Below are 19,826 nucleotides of genomic sequence, written 5' to 3' on the forward strand. Positions count from 1 at the left end.
ACCACCCTCCTTTTTCCCCCCCCACCCACTCTGTTTGCTTTTTTTTCCCCCCCCCGGGGGCCTCCCTCGTTTCTTTCGGGGGCCCGCCCCCCGTCCGCACACGGATACCCTTGACAGGTGACCGACGCCCAAGAGACCGCAGCAGACGCTCCACTGCGAACCACCGGAGGCGGCCCTCCGGACGACGGCGGAGCCTCCGCCGCGAAGGCGCCGATCCCTCTGCTCGAGCCCCGCGAGGGCATTCCACCCGTGGTCGCCGACGAAGCGGCGCTCGCCGAGGTGATCGCCGCCTTCGCCGCCGGCACCGGACCCGTCGCCGTCGACGCCGAGCGCGCGTCCGGCTACCGCTACGGCCAGCGCGCCTATCTCGTGCAGCTGCGCCGCGCGGGAGCGGGCACCGCGCTGATCGACCCCGTCGCCTGCCCCGACCTGTCCGGTCTCGGTGCGGCCCTCGCGGACGTCGAGTGGGTCCTGCACGCGGCCACCCAGGACCTGCCGTGTCTGCGGGAGATAGGCATGGTGCCGACCCGGCTGTTCGACACCGAGCTCGCCGGGCGGCTCGCCGGCTTCCCGCGCGTGGGCCTCGGCGCCATGGTCGAGAGCGTGCTCGGCTTCGTCCTGGAGAAGGGCCACTCGGCCGTCGACTGGTCGACCCGGCCGCTGCCCGAGCCCTGGCTGCGGTACGCGACGCTCGACGTCGAGCTGCTCGTCGACCTGCGGGACGCCCTGGAGAAGGAGCTGGACCGGCAGGGCAAGCTGGAGTGGGCGCTGCAGGAGTTCGACGCGATCGCGTCGGCGCCGCCCGCCGAGCCCCGCAAGGACCCCTGGCGGCGGACGTCCGGGATGCACAAGGTGCGCCGGCGCCGGCAGCTGGCCGTGGTGCGCGAGCTGTGGCAGACCCGGGACCGGATCGCGCAGCGGCGCGACGTGTCGCCGGGCAAGGTGCTGTCGGACGGGGCGATCGTGGAGGCCGCGCTGTCCCTGCCGGCGAACGTGCACGCGCTGGCCGCGCTGAGCGGGTTCGGGCACCGGATGGGGCGGCGGCAGCTGGAGCAGTGGCAGTCCGCGGTCGACCGGGCGAAGGAGCTCGGCGAGGCACAGCTGCCCGCGCCGGGCCAGCCCGTGACCGGGCCCCCGCCGCCGCGGGCCTGGGCGGACAAGGACCCCGCGGCCGCCGCGCGTCTCGCGACGGCCCGCGCCGCGGTGTCGGCGCTGGCCGAGCGGCTGAACATGCCCCAGGAGAACCTGATCGCGCCGGACACCGTGCGGCGGGTGTGCTGGGAGCCCCCGCAGTCGGTGAGCGCCGAGTCGGTGGCGGAGGCGCTTACGGGGTACGGGGCCAGGCCCTGGCAGGTCGAGATGGTCACGCCGGTCCTGGTGGCCGCGCTGTCCGCCTAGGAGGGCGCGTGGTGCCTCGCGGAGGCACCACGGCGGAGGGGGACGGCGAGATCAGGCCAAGATCTACCGGTGCGTCCGGGTGCGGGGGCTGGGCCGGTGGTGTGACCTTCACCGCTCCCCGCGCCAGGACTGGGCAGCTACGTTACTCATAAGTAGCATGAGTTCTGAGCGCGCGCTCAGCGCGTCGCGCAGCAGTAGTGCCATCCCGCACCCTGGAGGAGAGCCATCGTGCCTCGTACCGTCAGGGATGTCGTCTTCGTCGACGGCGTCCGCACCCCGTTCGGCAAGGCGGGCCCGAAGGGCATCTACCACGAGACCCGCGCCGACGACCTCGTCGTGAAGGCGATCCGGGAGCTGCTGCGCCGCAACCCCGGTCTCGACCCGAAGAAGATCGACGAGGTCGCCATCGCCGCGACCACGCAGATCGGCGACCAGGGCCTGACCATCGGCCGCACGGCCGGCATCCTCGCGGGCCTGCCGCAGTCGGTGCCCGGCTACTCCATCGACCGCATGTGCGCCGGCGCGCTGACCGCCGTCACCACGGTCGCCGGTTCGGTCGCCTTCGGCGCGTACGACATCGCCGTCGCCGGTGGTGTCGAGCACATGGGCCGCCACCCGATGGGTGAGGGCGTCGACCCCAACCCGCGCTTCGTCAGCGAGAAGCTGGTCGACGAGTCCGCCCTGTTCATGGGCATGACCGCCGAGAACCTGCACGACCGCTACCCCACGATCACCAAGCAGCGCGCCGACGAGTACGCCGTGCGCTCCCAGGAGAAGGCCGCCAAGGCGTACGCCAACGGCAAGATCCAGGCCGACCTGGTGCCGATCTCGGTCCGCCGCACCAACGCCGAGGCCGGCGAGACCGGTTGGGGCCTGGTCACCGCCGACGAGCCGATGCGCCCGGGCACCACCCTGGAGAACCTGGCCGGTCTGAAGACCCCGTTCCGCGTGCACGGCCGGGTCACCGCCGGCAACGCGGCCGGTCTGAACGACGGCGCCACCGCCTCCCTCATCGCCTCCGAGGACTTCGCCCGCGAGAACGACCTGCCGGTGAAGATGCGCCTCGTCGCCTACTCCTTCGCGGGTGTGGAGCCGGAGGTCATGGGCTACGGCCCGATCCCGGCCACCGAGAAGGCCCTCGCGCAGGCGGGCCTGTCCATCGGCGACATCGGCCTGTTCGAGATCAACGAGGCCTTCGCCGTGCAGGTGCTGGCCTTCCTGGAGCACTACGGCATCGCCGACGACGACGCCCGCGTCAACCAGTACGGCGGCGCCATCGCCTTCGGTCACCCGCTCGCCTCCTCCGGCGTCCGTCTGATGACGCAGCTGGCCCGCCAGTTCGAGGAGCAGCCGGAGGTCCGCTACGGCCTCACCACGATGTGCGTCGGCTTCGGCATGGGCGCCACCGTGATCTGGGAGAACCCGCACCACAAGGACGCCGGAGGCGACAAGTGAGCACCACCGCTGAGCTCCTGAAGGGCGCCGCCGAGCTGTTCCCGGGCGAGGTCGTCACGCAGGCGCACGTACGCCACTTCGACCTGCCGCTGGGCGCCGGGCGCTTCGCCCTGATCAGCCTGGACAACGGCCACGACCACACCAAGCCGACCACCCTCGGCCCGCAGTCGCTGGCGAACATCGACGCCGCGATCGACCAGGTCGAGAAGGAGGCCGCGGACGGCGACATCGTCGGCGTCGGCGTCACCGGCAAGCCGTTCATCTTCGCCGTCGGCGCCGACCTCAAGGGCGTCGAGCTGCTGAAGGAGCACAAGGACGCGCTGGCCATCGGCAAGGGCGGCCACGACGTCTTCAAGCGGCTCTCGCAGCTGGCCGTGCCGACCTTCGCGTACTACAACGGCGCCGCCATGGGTGGTGGCGTCGAGGTCGGTCTGCACTGCACCTACCGCACGGTGTCCGCGGCGCTGCCCGCGTTCTCGCTGCCCGAGGTGTTCCTCGGCCTGGTGCCCGGCTGGGGCGGTTGCACCCTGCTGCCGAACCTGATCGGCGCCGAGAAGGCCGTCTCGGTGATCATCGAGAACAGCCTCAACCAGAACAAGCAGCTCAAGGGCAAGCAGGTCTACGAACTCGGCATCGCGGACGCGCTGTTCGAGGGCGCGGACTTCCTGGAGCAGTCGCTGATCTGGACCGCGGCCGTCCTCAAGGGCGAGATCACGGTCGAGCGTCCGGTGATCGACCGCGGCGAGGCCTGGGACCAGGCCGTCGCCAAGGGCCGCTTCCTCGCGGACGGCAAGGTGCACGGTGCCGCTCCGGCCGCCTACCGCGCCCTCGACATCATCGCCGCCGTCAAGAACGGCGACCTCCAGCAGGGCTTCGACGCCGAGGACCAGGCGCTCGCCGACCTGATCATGGGCGGCGAGCTGCGCTCCGGTATCTACGCCTTCAACCTGGTGCAGAAGCGCGGCAAGCGTCCCGCCGGCGCGCCGGACAAGAACCTGGCCCGCCCGGTGACCAAGGTCGGCGTCGTCGGCGCCGGTCTGATGGCCTCTCAGCTCGCGCTGCTGTTCCTGCGCCGCCTGGAGGTCCCGGTCGTCCTCACGGACATCGACCAGGAGCGCGTCGACAAGGGTGTGGGCTACGTCCACGCCGAGATCGACAAGCTGCTCGGCAAGGGCCGTGTCAACCAGGACAAGGCCAACCGCCTCAAGGCTCTGGTGACCGGCGTTCTGGACAAGGCGGAGGGCTTCTCCGACGCGGACTTCATCATCGAAGCCGTGTTCGAGGAGATCGGCGTCAAGCAGCAGGTGTTCGCGGAGGTCGAGGCGGTCGCCCCGGCGCACGCGATCCTGGCGACGAACACCTCGTCGCTGTCGGTGTCGGAGATGGCGTCGAAGCTGCAGCACCCCGAGCGGGTCGTGGGCTTCCACTTCTTCAACCCGGTGGCCGTCCTCCCGCTGCTGGAGATCGTCCGCGGCGAGAAGACCGACGACGCCTCGCTGGCCACGGCGTTCGCCGTCGCCAAGAAGCTCAAGAAGACGGCGGTTCTGACGAAGGACGCCCCGGCGTTCGTCGTGAACCGCATCCTCACCCGCTTCATGGGCGAGATCCAGAACGTCATCGACGAGGGCACGCCGGTCGAGGTCGCCGAGAAGGCCATCGAGCCGCTCGGTCTGCCGATGTCGCCGCTGGTGCTCCTGGAGCTGGTCGGTCCCGCGATCGGTCTGCACGTCTCCGAGACGCTCAACAAGGCGTTCCCGGACCGCTTCACGGTCTCCCCGAACCTGAAGGCGGTCGTCGAGGCGGGCAAGCGCGGCTTCTACGTCTACGACTCCGGCAAGCCGGAGCTGGACCCGGAGGTCGCCGCGCTGCTGAAGCAGGGCGACACCGTCCTCACCGAGGAGCAGGTCCGCGACCGCGTCCTGGACGCCGTCGCCCAGGAGATCGGGCTCATGCTCGACGAGGGTGTCGTCGCCGAGGCCCAGGACATCGACCTGTGCCTGATCACGGGCGCCGGCTGGCCCTTCCACCTGGGCGGCATCACGCCGTACCTGGACCGCGAGGGTGTCTCCGAGCGTGTGAACGGCAAGAGGTTCCTGGCGCCGGGCGTGGCCAGCGTCCCCGCGTAAGCGCTCCGCTGTGAACGCCGGTGCCCCGTACGCCCGTTGGCGTACGGGGCACCGGCGTTTCCTCAGAAGGCCTCAGGCCTCCCGCCAGGCCTCCAGGGCCAGTCCGGGTTCGTCCTTGCGGCGGGTCACCAGGAGCCGGCCCGTCGACGGCGACAGGGTCGCCGCCACGACCCGTTCCTCCTCGTCCAGCGCCAGCGCCACCACCGCGTCCGCCGGCAACTGCGGTCCCGACTCGGTCCACCAGGCCCCCGCGGACTCCTGTTCCGTCGGGTACGCGGCGAAGGCGACGCGGCCGCTCGCCGAGCGCTGGGCGAGCACCGTGCAGTCGTGGCCGTCGAGCGCACAGCGGACCGCGGACACCTGGCCGGGCCCGGCCGACGGCAGGACGGTGACCGGTTTGGCGCCGGGGCGCCAGGCGCACAGGTCGCCGGAGTCCTCGGCGTAGTAGAGCGTGGTGCGCTCCGCCGAGGTGGCCAGGGCGTACAGGGTGCCGGGCCGGACGGAGGTCTCCAGCGCCTCCTGGAGGACGGGGACGGCGCCCGGCTCCTCCTGCCGCCAGTGCAGCAGGGCCCCCGGAACGGCCGCGTACAGCTCGACCAGCCCGGACTCCCCCGCCACCGCGGCCAGTTGCTCGTGGACGTCCCGGCCCTTGAGGTCGTGCCAGGCTCCCCAGCCGCCCGCCTGCTTCTGCCCGCGCATGCTCACGCCGCCCGCCTTGTTGCGGACGAACACGTGGGCGCGGCCCTGCGCGTCGACGGTGACGGCCGGCAGGCCCGTACGGTCGCCGCTGCCGTCCGGGTGGCCGACCGGGACCCAGTCGAGTGCGGCCAGCCGGGGCCTGAAGTGCGTGGAGTGCACGATCCCCGACTCCCCCGGCTTGGTGGGACGCCAGGCGGCCAGATGGGTGTAGGCGTCGGCGCCGTGCCCGAGGGCGGGGCCGGGGCGGAGCTTCTGCTCGCCGCCGATCCGGCGCGCGGGGCCCCAGGGGCCGCCGGGTCCCAGCTCCGCGCGGCACAGGACGGCCTCGTCGGTCGGCAGATAGACGCTGAGGCGGCCGTCACGGCCGCGGATGAGCCAGTCGCCGTTCACCGTTTCACCTTATGCGGGTGGCGCACGGCGGAACGCGCCGCCCCCGGGCAAGCTGGACCACGGCACCGTCCGTACCGAGACAGGAAGTCGACGACATGACCGACAAGTTCACCGTGAGCGTGCTGGGCACCGGCATCATGGGGGCCGCGATGGCCCGCAACCTCGTGAAGGCCGGGCACTCCGTCCGCGTCTGGAACCGCACCCGCGCCAAGGCCGAGCCGCTGGCCGCCGACGGCGCCCTGGTGACCGGGACGCCCGCCGAGGCGGTCCGGGACGCCGATGTCGTCCTCACCATGCTGTACGACGGTCCGGCGACTCTGGAGGTCATGCGGGAGGCGGCGCCGGGGCTGCGCGCCGGGGCGGTGTGGGTGCAGTCGACGACCGCCGGTCTGGAGGGGATCGCCGACCTGGCCGGCTTCGCGCGCGAGCACGGCCTCGTCTTCTACGACGCCCCGGTGCTCGGCACCCGGGAGCCCGCCGAGGCCGGCGCGCTCACCGTGCTGGCGGCGGGCCCGGCCGAGAGCCGGCCGGTGGTGGGGACCGTGTTCGACGCCGTGGGGTCGCGGACGGTGTGGACCGGGGAGGACGGCGGGGCGGGCACCGCGACCCGGCTGAAGCTGGTCGCCAACAGCTGGGTGCTGGCCGTGACGAACGCGGCCGGTGAGGTGCTGGCGCTGTCCGAGGTCCTCGGGGTGGACCCGCAGCGGTTCTTCGAGGTGATCGACGGCGGCCCGCTCGACATGGGGTACCTGCGCGCCAAGGCGGGGCTGGTGCTGAACGGGAACCTTTCCCCGGCCGCCTTCTCCGTCCACACGGCGGCCAAGGACGCGCGGCTCATCGTGGATGCCGGTGAGCGCCACGGCGCCCGCCTGGACGTGGCCGCGGCGAGCGCGGAGCGGTTCGCCCGGGCGGAGGCGCAGGGGCACGGGGACGAGGACATGGCGGCGGCGTATTTCGCGAGCTTCCCGGAAGGCGAGAGGAAGTAGCGGCGTACCCGTGCGACCCTGGAACCCATGGACGAGGACGCTCCCCTGCTCGTGATCGTCGATGCCGCGAACGTCGTCGGGTCGGTGCCCGACGGCTGGTGGCGGGACCGCCAGGGCGCCGCGGAACGGCTGCGGGACCGGCTGGCGGCGGAGGGGATGCCGGGGCACGCCGGGCCGGTGGACATCGTGCTGGTGGTGGAGGGGGCCGCCCGGGGCGTGGCGAGCGTGCCGGGCGTGCGGGTGGAGTCCGCCCCGGGGAGCGGGGACGACCACATGGTCGCGCTGGTCGAGCGGGCGGCCGGGCGGCCCGCTCTCGTGGTGACGGCCGACCGGGAACTGCGGCAGCGGGTGCAGGCGTTGGGGGCGGACGTGACGGGGCCGCGTACGGTCCGGCCGTAGCCGGGCTGCCGTACGCGGACCGGGACCGGTACCGCCTCCTACTTCACGTCGGCCGCGGGTGTCTCCTCGCCGCGGGCGAGACGGCTGTGGGTACGGCCGTAGAGGAAGTACACGACGAGGCCGACGACCATCCAGATGGCGAACCGGACCCAGGTCTCGGCGGGCAGGTTGATCATCAGCCACAGCGAGGCGCACACCGACAGGATCGGCAGGACCGGCACCCAGGGGGTACGGAAGGACCGGGGCAGGTCGGGGCGGGTCTTGCGAAGGATGATCACGCCGATGGCCACGACCACGAAGGCGAACAGGGTGCCGATGTTCACCAGCGCGGCCAGCTCCGTCAGGGGCGTGAAGCCCGCGAGGACCGCGATGAGCACGCCCAGCAGGATCGTCGGGCGGTGCGGGGTCTTGAAGCGCGGGTGGACGTGCGAGAAGAAGCGGGGCAGCAGTCCGTCGCGGCTCATGGCGAAGAAGACCCGGGTCTGGCCGAGCAGCAGGATCATGCAGACCGTCGTCAAACCGACCGCGGCGCCGAAGCTGATGAAGCCCGCGTACCAGGGGTGCCCGGTGTCCTTGAACGCGTCGGCCAGCGGTGCGTCCACGGAGAGCTTGGTGTAGTGCTGCATGCCCGTGACGACGATCGACACGAGGACGTACAGGGTCGTGCAGATGACGAGGGAGCCGAGGATGCCGCGTGGCATGTCGCGCTGCGGATTCTTGGTCTCCTCGGCGGCCGTCGCCACCACGTCGAAGCCGATGAAGGCGAAGAAGACGACGGAGGCCGCGGTGAAGATGCCCATGACACCGTAGTTCGACGGCGCCCAGCCGAACATGAGCTGGATCAGTGGCGCGTCGAGACTGCCCGAGGCCTCGACGGTGTGGCTCGGCGGGATGAACGGGTCATAGTTGTCGGGGTCGATCAGGAACGCCCCGGCGATGATCACCGTCAGCACGACGGCCAGCTTGATCGCCACGACCAGGGCCGTGATCCGCGCCGACAGCTTCATGCCGAGGACGAGGATGAAGGTCAGGACGAGGACGAGCGCGGCGGCCAGGATGTCGAAGCCGAAGGTGTCGGCGCCCTCCCTGCTGCCGAGCGCCGCCGGCATGTGCCAGCCCACGTTGTCCATCAGGGACTGGATGTAGCCGGACCAGCCGACGGCCACCACCGCGGTGCCCAGCGCGAACTCCAGGACGAGGTCCCAGCCGATGATCCAGGCGGGCAGCTCTCCGAGGGAGGCGTACGCGAAGGTGTACGCCGAACCGGCGACGGGGAGCGTGGACGCGAACTCGGCATAGCACAGGGCGGCCAGTGCGCAGGCGATGCCGGAGACGACGAACGCCAGGGCCACCGCGGGTCCGGCGTTGTTCTTGGCGACGGTGCCGGTGAGCACGAAGATGCCCGTACCGATGATGACGCCGACCCCGAAGACCGTCAGGTCCAACGCGGACAAGGACTTCTTGAGCGCGTGCTCGGGCTCCTCGGTGTCGCTGATGGACTGCTCGACTCTCTTCGTCCGGAAGAGTGTGCTGCTCACGGTCTTACCTCCCACGCTTGTCGTCCCGACATGATCGAGAGGGGGCGTGGTACGCCTGCCCCGGCGCGAGCGATGTCACACAGATGGGCCGGTTTCACCACTCGTGTCGGTGGTGAAACCGGCCCGTTCGGACCTGTGAGGACCCGTCAGTCGCGCGCGGCCTCCACGGCGTCGACCTCGGCCGCGGTGCGGTCGAACCGGCCGTCCAGCTTGGAGACCAGACCGGTGACCTGGCGGGCGATGTCGGGGGCGGTCAGACCGATCTCCGCCATGACCTCGGCGCGCGAGGCGTGGTCGAGGAAGCGCGGCGGGATGCCGAAGTCGCGCAGCGGGACGTCGACGCCCGCGTCCCGCAGGGCCTGGGCGACGGCCGAGCCGACCCCGCCTACGCGGCTGTTGTCCTCGACGGTGACGACCACGCGGTGCCGCTCGGCGAGCGGGGCCATCGCCTCGTCGACGGGCTTGACCCAGCGCGGGTCGACGACGGTGGTGGAGATGCCCTGCCGGTCGAGCAGACCGGCGATCTCCAGGCACATCGGGGCCAGTGCGCCCACGGAGACCAGCAGGACGTCCGGGCGGTCGGTGCCGGGCTCGCGCAGCACGTCCATGCCGCCGACCCGCCCCACGGCGGGCACGGCCGGGCCCACGGCGCCCTTGGAGAAGCGGACGACGGTCGGGGCGTCGTCGACCCGCACGGCCTCGCGCAGCTGGGCGCGCACCTGGTCCGCGTCGCGCGGGGCGGCCAGCCTGAGGCCGGGGACGACCTGGAGGATCGACATGTCCCACATGCCGTTGTGGGAGGCGCCGTCGGTGCCGGTGACGCCGGCCCGGTCGAGCACGAAGGTGACTCCGCACTTGTGCAGGGCGACGTCCATGAGGACCTGGTCGAAGGCGCGGTTGAGGAAGGTGGCGTAGACGGCGAAGACGGGGTGCACCCCGCCGGTGGCCAGGCCGGCCGCGGAGACCGCGCCGTGCTGCTCGGCGATGCCGACGTCGTAGACCCGCTCGGGGAACCTCCTGGCGAACTTGTCCAGGCCGACCGGCTGCAGCATGGCGGCGGTGATGGCGACGATGTCGTCGCGCTCCTCGCCGAGCCTGACCATCTCGTCGCCGAAGACGGACGTCCAGTCGGCGCCGGAGGAGGCGATCGGCAGTCCGGTGTCGGGGTGGATCTTGCCGACGGCGTGGAAGCGGTCGGCCTCGTCCTGGAGGGCGGGCTGGTAGCCGCGGCCCTTCTCGGTGAGGCAGTGCACGATGACCGGGCCGCCGAAGCGCTTGGCGCGCGCGAGCGCCGACTCCAGGGCCTCGATGTCGTGGCCGTCGATCGGGCCGACGTACTTCAGGCCCAGGTCCTCGAACATGCCCTGCGGGGCGATGAAGTCCTTCAGGCCCTTCTTGGCGCCGTGCAGGGTCTCGTAGAGCGGCCTGCCGACGACCGGGGTGCGGTCGAGGATCTCCTTGGTGCGGGTGAGGAAACGCTCGTAGCCGTCGGTCGTGCGCAGCGTCGCGAGGTGGTTGGCGAGGCCGCCGATGGTGGGCGCGTAGGAGCGCTCGTTGTCGTTGACGACGATGACGAGGGGGCGGTCCTTGGCCTCGGCGATGTTGTTCAGCGCCTCCCAGGCCATACCGCCGGTCAGGGCGCCGTCGCCGATGACGGCGACGACGTGGTCGTCGCGCTTCCTGAGCTGGTTGGCCTTGGCGAGACCGTCGGCCCAGCCGAGGACGGTCGAGGCGTGCGAGTTCTCGATGACGTCGTGCTCGGACTCGGCCTGCGAGGGGTAGCCGGAGAGGCCGCCCTTCATCTTCAGCCGGCTGAAGTCCTGACGGCCGGTGAGCAGTTTGTGCACATAGGACTGGTGACCGGTGTCCCAGAGGACCTTGTCCTTCGGCGACTCGAACACCCGGTGCAGGGCGATGGTCAGCTCGACCACACCGAGGTTGGGGCCGAGGTGGCCGCCGGTCTTGGAAACCGCTTCGACGAGGAAGGTCCGGATCTCCTCTGCCAGCTGGACCAGCTGCTCAGGGGTGAGCCGGTCCAGATCGCGCGGTCCCGTGATGCGGGTCAGCAGCGGCACCCGTGCCTCCTTGCTTTAGAGCTGTCGAGCTGTTGCCGGGCTTGACGAGTCTAATGTTCCGCTCCGGCGGAAGGTTCCCGGCCCGGGATTCGTACGTCGTGCGAACGGCTCCCGGCACGCCGAAGGGGCGCGGGGAACCGCGCGACCGGCCACAACGGACCGGCACGCGCCAGTTCACCCGCGCCCCGGGGCGCTGTCGCGTCCCGCGCTACGCGCGGCCCGCGGTCTTCTGCGTCTTGCGGGTGATCGAGTCGATCACGACCGTGGTGAGCAGGACACCGGCGGTGATCATGTACTTCACCGGCTCGGCGATGGACTCCAGCTGGAGGCCGTACTGGATCGAGACGATGACCAGGACACCCAGGAGGGCGTTCCAGGTCCGGCCGCGGCCGCCGAAGAGGGACGTACCACCGATGACGGCCGCCGCGATGGCGTTCATCAGCAGGTCACCGGTACCGGCGCTCTGGTTGGCGGAGGCGATCTTGGAGGCCAGGAAGAGGCCGCCGACCGCCGCGAAGCCACCGGAGATCGCGAACACCGAGATGCGCACCGCGGTCACGTTGATGCCGGCGCGGCGCGAGGCCTCGACACTGCCACCGAGCGCGAAGATCTTGCGGCCGTACGACGTCCGGCGCAGCAGGAAGTCCGTGCCGACCAGGAACACCAGGAAGATGACCGTGGCCAGCGGCAGGCCCTTGTACTGGTTGTACATGATCGCCGCGGCGAAGGAGATGATGCCCAGCAGGGCGGTCCGCAGGATCGTGTCGCTCAGCGGACGGAACGGGATGCCCGCGGCCTCGCGACGGCGGTTGCCGAGGAAGGAGCTGAGGAAGAACAGCACCGTCACGACCGCCGCCAGGCCGTAGGCGGCCGCCACGTCCGAGAAGAAGTACGTGGTGAGCTTGCCGATCAGGCCGTCGCTGTCGAGGTTGATCGTGCCGTTCTCGCCCAGCGTCTGGAGCATGAAGCCGAGCCAGAAGAGCAGACCGGCCAGGGTCACGGCGAAGGCGGGGGCGCCCAGCACCGCGAAGAAGAAGCCGTGCACGGCGCCGATGAGGGCACCGACGGCGACCGCGAACAGTACGGCCGCCCACTCGGGCCAGCCCTGGTTCACCGCGAGGACGGCGGCGATGGCGCTGGAGGCGCCGCTGACGGAGCCGACGGACAGGTCGATCTCACCGAGCAGCAGCACGAAGACGATGCCGACGGAGATCATGCCGGTGCCGACCATCGTGACGGTGATGTCGTTGATGTTCTGCGCCGACAGGAACGCGGAGTTCAGGCTCTGGAAGATGATGCAGATGGCGACCAGGCCGAGGATGACCGGCAGGGAGCCGAGCTCACCGGCCTTTATCTTGCGCCGGAACTCGCCGATGTAGCCGGCCAGGCCCTGCTCCTGCACGAGCAGGCGGGGGTCGACCGCGGTCACCGCGGCCGCGGCGGCCTCGGAGTTGACGACCTCGTGCTCGTCCTTGGGCGCGGTGGAGGTGTTGTCGGTGCTCACTTGGAAACCTCCCCGTTCGTGCGCGCCGCACGGCGGGTCACGGCGTTGTCGGTGGCGCCGGTGATGGCGGAGATGATCTCCTCCTGCGAGGTCGTCTTGACCTCGAAGACGCCGTTGTTCTGACCGAGCCGCAGCACGGCGACCTTGTCCGCGACGGCCTTGACGTCGGCCATGTTGTGACTGATGAGGATGACGGCGTGGCCGCGCTCGCGGAGCCGCTCGACCAGGTCGAGGACCTGGGCGGTCTGCTCGACACCGAGGGCCGCGGTGGGCTCGTCGAGGATGACCAGCTTGGGCTCGCCGAGCATGGAGCGGGCGATGGCCACGGTCTGGCGCTGACCGCCGGAGAGCGAGGCGATCGGGATGCGCACGCTGGGGATGCGGATCGAGAGGGTCTGGAGCAGCTCGCGGGAGCGGCGCTCCATCTCGACCTCGTCCAGGATGCCGCGCTTCTTCAGCTCGCGGCCCAGGAAGAGGTTGCCTACGACGTCGATGTTGTCGCACAGCGCGAGGTCCTGGTACACCGTCGCGATGCCGAGGGCCTGGGCGTCGTGCGGCCGGTTGATCGACACGGCCTTGCCTTCCCATTCGATGACGCCCTCATCGATGGGATGCACGCCGGCGATCGTCTTGACCAGCGTGGACTTTCCGGCGCCGTTGTCGCCCACCAGGGCGACCACCTCACCGGCGTGGACCTCAAGCTCTACGTCGGTGAGCGCCTGAACGGCACCGAACCGCTTGGAGACCCCGCGCAACGCCAGCACGGGCGTAGCGGACACGTGAACCATCTCCTTCGCCGCCTGACCCGGCGGAAGGGTTGTGCAGAGAAAAGTTGGGGGGATCCGTCCGGCGCCCCGCGCCGAGCTTGCGGGGCTGAATGATGCGCGGGGCGCCGGAGGAGTCGAGAGCAGTCATGCCCCGTGCGGGAATCCGGTGACGAACTCCCGCACACGCGAGGGGACTCGACTAGCCGATCTTGAGCTTGTCGCACGCGGCCTTGTACTTGCCGGTGCAGATCTCGTCGGCGGTGTAGACGCCGTCCTTGATGACGGTGTCGTTGACGTTGGCCTTCGTCAGCGAGGTGACCGGGACGAGGACGGACGGGACGGCCTTGGCGCTCTCGCTGTCGACCTTGTCCTTGGCGATGGAGTCGAGCGACTTGCCCTGGGCGAGCGCCACGGCCATCTCGGCGGCGGCGGAGGCCTCGGGGGCGTACGGCTTGTAGACGCTCATGAACTGCTCACCGGCGATGATGCGCTGCACGGCGGCGAGTTCGGCGTCCTGACCGGTGACCGGGACGTTGATGCCGGCGGCCTTCAGGGCGGTGATGATGCCGCCCGCCATGCCGTCGTTGGCGGAGTAGACGCCGACGATCTTCTTCTTGCCGAGGGCCGAGATCGCCGCCTCCATGTTGGCGTTGGCGTTCTCCGGCTTCCACTCCTTGGTGTCGTACTCCTTGCCGACCTTGACCTTGCCGTTGAGGGCGGAGTGCGCGCCCTCCTTGAACATGGCGGCGTTCGGGTCGGTGACGGAGCCGTTCATCATGACGATCTGGCCGTCCTTGGCCTTGTCGCCAAGGGCCTCGAGGAGGGCCTCGCCCTGGGTCTTGCCGACCGCCACGTTGTCGAACGAGGTGTAGGCGCTGATCGGGCCCTCGGCCAGGCGGTCGTACGCGACGACCTTGATGCCGGCGTCCACGGCCTTCTGGACGGAGTTCTTGATCGCCTTGGCGTCGACGGCGTCCAGGATGAGGACGTCCACCTTGTTGGTGATCATGGTGTCGACCTGCTGCGCCTGCAGGTTGGCGTCCTGCTTGGCGTTGTTGTAGTCGACCTTGGCCTTGCCGTTCGTCAGCTCCTTGATCTTCTGCTCGATCAGCGGGCGGTCGAACTTCTCGTAGCGAGCGGTCTGGTTCTCGGGGAGCAGCAGACCGACCTTGATGTCGTCGCCCTTGTTGGCGGAAGCGGTGGAGTCCTTGCCGCCGTCCGCCTCCTCGGCGCTGCCACAGGCAGCCAGCGAGACGGCCATCGCACCAGCGGCGATGGCTACAGCGGCGCGACGCATACGCGTGTTCACTTCAGAAACCTCCCTGACGAGGCCGCGACGTTGCGGCCGAGGTGGCTGGAAGTCAACTCGGCCACACGTGCGACGTCAAGAAGTAAATCCTTAACGGGTTGGCAACGGTGCCATCCGTTCTCTAAGTGAAGGCGGGGGCAGCCGCGTGCAAAGTGCTGTCCAAAAGGGTCGAATCGCCCATCTCGCTGAGCGCGAGAGCGAGAGCGCCGAGCACCTCGGCACGGCCTCCAAGGGCCCCTGGAAGGACGCTCAGTTGGCGTGCGGCACTGGGGATGGCATAGCGCCCCACGGACTCCCTGATGGGCCCCAGGACCAGCTCACCGGCCTCCGCCAGGTCGCCCCCGAGGACCACCCGGCTCGGGTTCAGGAGATTGCAGAGCTGGGCGACGCCGCTGCCGATGTGCCGGCCGACGTCGGCGACCACCCGGCGGCAGCCCGGATCCCCGTCCCTGGCCAGGCGTACGACGCCCTCCATGGTCAGGTCCGTGCCGTGACTGGACTGCAGCAGCGGGAGCACGTAGCGCGCGGCCGCGAAGGTCTCCAGGCAGCCGCGGTTGCCGCAGCGGCAGACCGGACCGGACTCGTCCAGGGTGATGTGCCCTATCTCCCCGGCGGTGCCGCCGGGCCCCCGGTAGATCTTGCCGTCGATCACCAGGCCGGCCCCGACGCCGCTGGCGACCTTGATGTACGCCAGGTCCCGCACCCCGCGCCCGCTGCCCCAGACCAGCTCGCCCAGGGCGCCGAGGTTGGCGTCGTTGTCGACGTACACGGGCACGCCGAGCCGCTCGCGCAGCTCCTCCGCGGGTTTGGTGCCGGTCCAGCCCGGCAGGATGGCCGTCGAGCCCAGGGTCCCGGACTCGACGTCGATCGGGCCGGGCACGCCGAGGCCCACCCCGGCGACCTTGGAGCGGTCGACGCCGGTCGCCGCGATCAGCCGGTTGACCAGCTCCTCCGCGCGGTCGAAGCCCTGGGCGGAGGAGGCGTCCACGTCCAGCGGCTCGGACTCCTCGGCCAGCACCTGGTGGGCGAGGTTGCCCACCGCCACCCGCAGGTGCGCGTGGCCGAAGTCGACGCCGATGACGATGCCGGCGTCCCCGCTCAGGGAGACGCTGCGGGCCCGGCGCCCGCCCGCCGACGTGGGCGTGACCTCGACCGTTCCACCGTCCTTGAGCTCCCGGACGATATTGGAGACCGTCGCCGCGGACAGACCCGTGGTCCTCGCGATTTCGGCCTGGGTGAGTGATCCGGCCAGCCGAACGGCCCGGACCACCCGTTCCAGGTTGGCTCGGTGCAGCGACGACTGCGACCCCGGAGTCTCCACGACGACCTCCTGCGCGCGGGACCGCTTCGGTGAGGCCCCGTCCGTGTCCAACTAGTGAACTCTAAGCTGAGCCGTTCGGGTCGCCTCCCGTCAAGAGGTTGAGCCGGATCCGGGTACGTGCACACCAGCACGCACGCCGCTCCCTGGGCGGGGAACGGCGTGCGCATGCTCGGCTCCGGAGCGCTACCCCTGCTTCACTTCAGAGTCGCGGACGTGAGACCCGCCTGTACCTGCCGCTGGAATGACAGGTACACGACCAACATCGGGATCATGGCGATGGTCACGCCGGCGAAGAGGACCGGAAGGTCGGAGGCGTACCCCTGCTGCTGCTGGAGCTGGATGAGCCCCTGGGTGAGGACGTAGCGCTCGGGGTCGTCACCGCTCTGCGGCTGCATGAGGACCGTCGGCAGGATGAACTGGTTCCACTGGCCCAGGGTGTTGAAGATGCCGACGCTCAGCAGACCCGGCTTCGCCATCGGCAGCATCACCTGGAAGAACGTCCGGCTGTGCGAGGCCCCGTCCAGGATCGCCGCCTCGAAGACGGCCGTGGGCAGCGTCCGGAAGAAGGAGTGCATGAAGAACACGGTGAACGGCATCGAGTAGGCGACGTACACCAGGATCAGCCCCTGGTACGTGTTCAGCATGTCCAGGCGCCGGACCATGAAGAACAGCGGCACCAGCGCCAGGAACACCGGGAACATCGCGCCCGCGACGAAGAAGAAGTACAGGAAACGGTTGCCCCAGAACTCGTAGCGGGCCAGCACGTACGCCGCCATCGAGCCGAACAGCATCGTCAGCGGCACCGAGAAGACCAGCACGATGACGGTGTTGAGGAAGTAGTCGCCGATGCCCTTCTCCCAGGCGCGGGCGAAGACGTCCAGCGACCAGTTCTGCGGCCAACCGAAGGCCGAGCCGCCGATCTGGACGTCGGTCTTGAAGGAGCTCAGCACCAGCCACAGCAGCGGCAGCACGATCAGCAGCGCCCACAGGGCGAGGAAGCCGTGCGAGAAGACGTTCAGCACGACGCCTTCGCCGCGCTCGTCGCCGGGGCGGACCGGGTTCTTGCGGACCGAGGGCTGGGCCGGGACCGTGCCGCTCGCCGCGGGGGTCTCCTTGAGGGGTGCGCTCATCGTCGTCTTCTCTCCCGCTCAGAACTCGATGCGCTCGCGGCGGGTGGCACGCAGCGTGAACACGGACACGATCAGGGTGAGGGCGAGCATCACCACGCCCATCGCGCAGGCGTAGCCGCTCTTCCCGTACAGCTGGAAGTTCCGCATCATCACGGTCGCCATGACCTCGCTGTGGTGGTCGGGGCCGCCGCCGTAGTCGCCGGACGTCATCGTGGAGACCAGGATGAACATGTCCATCGCGGCGATCCCGAGATAGACCCACGCGGTCTGCACGGAATCCCACAGCAAAGGCAGGGTGATGCGGAAGAAGGACTGCGAGCGGCCGGCGCCGTCGATGAGCGCCGCCTCGTAGATGTCCCTCGGAATGGACTGCATGGCGGCGGAGAACAGCACGAGATAGAAGCCCACCCCGTGCCAGACGACGACCACCAGAAGGGCCCACAGGACGATGTTCGGCTCGTTGAGCCATTCCACCGGGCTGTTCTCGTCGACCAGTCCCAGTTTGATCAGGAAACCGTTGAGCATACCGCCGCCGTCACTGCGGTAGACGGCCCCGAAGAGCACCGCCATGATCGCGAGTGAGAGCACCTGCGGAAAGAAGTAGACGACGCGGTAGTACTTGGAGCCGGCGACCCCGGAGACCCCTCCCGACCTGCCGCGCCCGCCCGCGTTCAGCATGAACGCGAAGAACAGGGCGATCAGGATGGTGCTCACCGGGATGAAGATCAGGAACAGGATGTTGTGCCAGATGGCTCCCATGAAGACGTCGTCCTGGAACAACGCCTTGTAGTTGTCGAGACCGACGAAGTTGAACGTCTGCGACTGCCCCTTCCAGTCGGTCAGGGAGTACCCGAACGTCTGGATGTACGGCCAGATCACGAAGGTCACGTAGATGGCCACGGGAGCGAACAGAAATCCCGCGACGAACCGGTACTGCCCTTTACGCATTGGCGTCTTCCTGCCCTGTGTTCCCGACGGCGCTGCGGCGACGCCCCGTGGGGTGCGGGTGACGTGCGCGTCACCCGCACCCCACGGGGCATGGGGGACTAGTCCCGGCGGTTCTTCTTGGACTCCGGGTCCTTGGCCTGCTTGTCGACGGCCGCCTGGGCCCGCTTCAGCCACTCCTTGGGCTGGATGCGCTTGGCCATGAGTTCGTTGGACGCGTTCTCGATGGCCGTGCCCATCTCGCTGTACCACTCGGTGTACAGGTACCGGAAGGTGTTGCCGCCCGCCGCCTTGGACGCCTCGACGGTGGACTGGGTGCCCGGGCGCAGCTGGACGCCGGTGTCGACGCCGTCCTTGACGATGGTGAGCGAGTTCGCCTCCTTGGCGAACAGCGTCGACCACTCCTTGGACAGCATCATCCGCATGAACTCCTTGGCCCCGGCGAGGTTCTTGGCCTTGGACGGGATGATGAACGGCTCGCCGGAGCCGGCGCGGATCGCCTCGAAGGGCAGTTTGCTGTCGGGCAGCAGCGGCATCGGCAGGAACTTCATGTCGAAGTCGTCCGGCGTCGTCTTCAGCTGCTCGTTCTCCAGCCAGGAACCGCTGGTGATGAAGGCGGCCTTGTACTGGTTCCAGCGGGTCTGGGACTCGGTGTGGGTCAGGCCGTTCGTGCCGGGCATCAGATAGCCCTTCTCGACGACCTCGTAGATGGCCTCGATGGCGGCGGTCGCCGCCTCCGAGCCCACGAACGCGTCGGGCTCGAGGTTGTCGATCGCCTTCATGGCGTCCAGACCGCCGGTCTTGGCGATGAGGTCCATGATGGCCACGTTGATGTAGTACGGGTACTTGCCCTGGTGCGCGAGTCCACCGATGCCGTCGGCCTTGGCCTCCTTGCAGATGGCGAGGAACTCGTCCCAGGTCTTCGGCGCCGTCCAGCCCTTCTCCTTGAAGAGCTTGCCGGAGTACCACAGGCCCCACACCGTGTAGATGTAGTTCAGCGCGACGACCTTGCCGCCCTGCATGCCGGCGTCGAGCGTGCCCGGGATCAGGGTGTCGCGGACCTTCTTGCTCGGGTCGTCCACGGACGGGGCGTCCAGGACCACCGCGAGGTCCACGAGTTGCCCGTTCTTGTACAGCACGTCGATCGGGATCTGCTGGGCGCCGGAGTCGTCGACGATGTCCGGCGGGTTGCCCGCGTTGAAGCGGGGCTGGAGCTTGCCGGTGATCTCCTGGGTGCCGGTGTGGACGGAGGTGACGCCCCACTTCTTCTTGAAGCCGGCCTCCCAGGCCTTGGCGTAGTCGTCGCCGTAGCCGCCCTTGAAGATGACGACGTCGAGCTTGCTGCCGTCCTTCACTCCGAACGGGTTCGACTTGGACGTCTCGCCCTCGGAGTCATTGCCGGAATCGTCCCCGCCGCCGCTCGCGCACGCGGACAGGAAGCTCATGGTCGGAACGGAGATCAGACCCAGTGCGGCGGACCGCTTGATCAGATCGCGGCGGCCGACTCCCGCGGTGGTACCGCCGTTCTCGGGATTCTGGGCAGAAGTGGATCCCATGCTCAAGTCCTCGCCTTCTCCAGGACTCAGGCGGTGAACCGGATCCTCCCCGGCACCGCGATCGGGTCAAGCTGGGGTCGTGCAGGAAGTGCGGAATCTTGTGAAGTGCCGACAGGTATAGTCCACTTCCCGCCAGCGGAGCAAGATCGAATGCAAGGTTCACCGGTGGTCTTTTCCGAGTTGAGACCTCACGGAAATATGCGGGGCCTGTGCGAGGCTTGCCGGAAA

Annotated in this window: 15 protein-coding genes; 5 read left to right on the forward strand and 10 right to left on the reverse strand. The window is 69.6% G+C overall.

All coding sequences use genetic code 11. The annotated features are described in order from the left end of the window. Positions 1 to 117 precede the first annotated feature (117 nt). The 3 genes from ACFRAC_RS29355 to ACFRAC_RS29365 all read left to right on the forward strand — a co-directional run bounded on the left by ACFRAC_RS29355 (position 118) and on the right by ACFRAC_RS29365 (position 4,979). Positions 118 to 1,398: a ribonuclease D gene (locus tag ACFRAC_RS29355; protein WP_382934314.1), complete on the forward strand. Its 1,281-nt coding sequence runs from the start codon at positions 118 to 120 to the stop codon at positions 1,396 to 1,398. Positions 1,399 to 1,626: 228 nt separating this feature from the next. Beyond that, entirely contained in the window at positions 1,627 to 2,853 is a 1,227-nt protein-coding gene (locus ACFRAC_RS29360) for a thiolase family protein (protein ID WP_382934317.1), read from the forward strand. Next, positions 2,850 to 4,979: a 3-hydroxyacyl-CoA dehydrogenase NAD-binding domain-containing protein gene (locus tag ACFRAC_RS29365; protein WP_382934323.1), complete on the forward strand. Its 2,130-nt coding sequence runs from the start codon at positions 2,850 to 2,852 to the stop codon at positions 4,977 to 4,979. The genes ACFRAC_RS29360 and ACFRAC_RS29365 overlap by 4 nt, the downstream gene beginning before the upstream one ends. 72 nt (positions 4,980 to 5,051) lie before the next feature. Here the strand turns inward: ACFRAC_RS29365 and ACFRAC_RS29370 are convergent, their stop codons facing one another. Further along, positions 5,052 to 6,068, reverse strand: coding sequence for a hypothetical protein (locus ACFRAC_RS29370; RefSeq protein WP_382934326.1), 1,017 nt, complete (start codon positions 6,066 to 6,068; stop codon positions 5,052 to 5,054). A gap of 95 nt (positions 6,069 to 6,163) precedes the next feature. Here ACFRAC_RS29370 and ACFRAC_RS29375 point away from each other — a divergent pair, with 95 nt between their 5' ends. Next, positions 6,164 to 7,054, forward strand: a complete 891-nt coding sequence (locus ACFRAC_RS29375) for an NAD(P)-dependent oxidoreductase (protein WP_382934329.1) — start codon at positions 6,164 to 6,166, stop codon at positions 7,052 to 7,054. Positions 7,055 to 7,081: 27 nt separating this feature from the next. Then, on the forward strand, positions 7,082 to 7,453 hold the full coding sequence (locus tag ACFRAC_RS29380) for an NTP pyrophosphohydrolase (RefSeq protein WP_382934332.1): 372 nt from the start codon (positions 7,082 to 7,084) through the stop codon (positions 7,451 to 7,453). A 38-nt stretch (positions 7,454 to 7,491) separates the two neighbouring features. On the opposite strand, the gene ACFRAC_RS29385 is transcribed toward ACFRAC_RS29380, so the two are convergent. The 9 genes from ACFRAC_RS29385 to ngcE all read right to left on the reverse strand — a co-directional run bounded on the left by ACFRAC_RS29385 (position 7,492) and on the right by ngcE (position 19,598). Beyond that, positions 7,492 to 8,991: an amino acid permease gene (locus tag ACFRAC_RS29385; protein WP_382934335.1), complete on the reverse strand. Its 1,500-nt coding sequence runs from the start codon at positions 8,989 to 8,991 to the stop codon at positions 7,492 to 7,494. Positions 8,992 to 9,137: 146 nt separating this feature from the next. Then, positions 9,138 to 11,066, reverse strand: coding sequence for a 1-deoxy-D-xylulose-5-phosphate synthase (gene dxs, locus ACFRAC_RS29390; protein ID WP_382934338.1), 1,929 nt, complete (start codon positions 11,064 to 11,066; stop codon positions 9,138 to 9,140). Between the two features lie 208 nt (positions 11,067 to 11,274). After that, positions 11,275 to 12,570, reverse strand: coding sequence for a sugar ABC transporter permease (locus ACFRAC_RS29395; protein WP_382934342.1), 1,296 nt, complete (start codon positions 12,568 to 12,570; stop codon positions 11,275 to 11,277). After that, positions 12,567 to 13,358: an ATP-binding cassette domain-containing protein gene (locus tag ACFRAC_RS29400; RefSeq protein WP_192806246.1), complete on the reverse strand. Its 792-nt coding sequence runs from the start codon at positions 13,356 to 13,358 to the stop codon at positions 12,567 to 12,569. The genes ACFRAC_RS29395 and ACFRAC_RS29400 overlap by 4 nt, the downstream gene beginning before the upstream one ends. A 178-nt stretch (positions 13,359 to 13,536) precedes the next feature. Then, entirely contained in the window at positions 13,537 to 14,634 is a 1,098-nt protein-coding gene (locus tag ACFRAC_RS29405) for a sugar ABC transporter substrate-binding protein (protein ID WP_382934548.1), read from the reverse strand. A gap of 133 nt (positions 14,635 to 14,767) precedes the next feature. Beyond that, positions 14,768 to 15,967 (reverse strand): ROK family transcriptional regulator, encoded by a 1,200-nt coding sequence (locus ACFRAC_RS29410; RefSeq protein WP_361346721.1) that lies wholly within the window; start codon positions 15,965 to 15,967, stop codon positions 14,768 to 14,770. Positions 15,968 to 16,161: 194 nt separating this feature from the next. Beyond that, on the reverse strand, positions 16,162 to 17,097 hold the full coding sequence (locus ACFRAC_RS29415) for a carbohydrate ABC transporter permease (protein WP_382934350.1): 936 nt from the start codon (positions 17,095 to 17,097) through the stop codon (positions 16,162 to 16,164). An 18-nt stretch (positions 17,098 to 17,115) separates the two neighbouring features. After that, positions 17,116 to 18,045: a carbohydrate ABC transporter permease gene (locus ACFRAC_RS29420; protein ID WP_382934358.1), complete on the reverse strand. Its 930-nt coding sequence runs from the start codon at positions 18,043 to 18,045 to the stop codon at positions 17,116 to 17,118. Between the two features lie 98 nt (positions 18,046 to 18,143). After that, complete coding sequence (ngcE, locus tag ACFRAC_RS29425; RefSeq protein ID WP_382934362.1) at positions 18,144 to 19,598, reverse strand: N-acetylglucosamine/diacetylchitobiose ABC transporter substrate-binding protein; 1,455 nt, start codon at positions 19,596 to 19,598, stop codon at positions 18,144 to 18,146. Between the last annotated feature and the right edge of the window lie 228 nt (positions 19,599 to 19,826).

Origin of the sequence: Streptomyces sp. NPDC056628, assembly GCF_042792555.1 — a bacterium.
In the GTDB taxonomy this organism is placed as follows: domain Bacteria; phylum Actinomycetota; class Actinomycetes; order Streptomycetales; family Streptomycetaceae; genus Streptomyces.

Coding starts and splice junctions, on each gene's coding strand:
- ACFRAC_RS29405 (WP_382934548.1), bottom strand. CDS start 14,634: ATGCGTCGCGCCGCTGTAGCCATCGCCGCTGGTGCGATGGCCGTCTCG.
- ACFRAC_RS29415 (WP_382934350.1), bottom strand. CDS start 17,097: ATGAGCGCACCCCTCAAGGAGACCCCCGCGGCGAGCGGCACGGTCCCG.
- ngcE (WP_382934362.1), bottom strand. CDS start 19,598: ATGGGATCCACTTCTGCCCAGAATCCCGAGAACGGCGGTACCACCGCG.
- ACFRAC_RS29420 (WP_382934358.1), bottom strand. CDS start 18,045: ATGCGTAAAGGGCAGTACCGGTTCGTCGCGGGATTTCTGTTCGCTCCC.
- ACFRAC_RS29375 (WP_382934329.1), top strand. CDS start 6,164: ATGACCGACAAGTTCACCGTGAGCGTGCTGGGCACCGGCATCATGGGG.
- ACFRAC_RS29400 (WP_192806246.1), bottom strand. CDS start 13,358: ATGGTTCACGTGTCCGCTACGCCCGTGCTGGCGTTGCGCGGGGTCTCC.
- ACFRAC_RS29380 (WP_382934332.1), top strand. CDS start 7,082: ATGGACGAGGACGCTCCCCTGCTCGTGATCGTCGATGCCGCGAACGTC.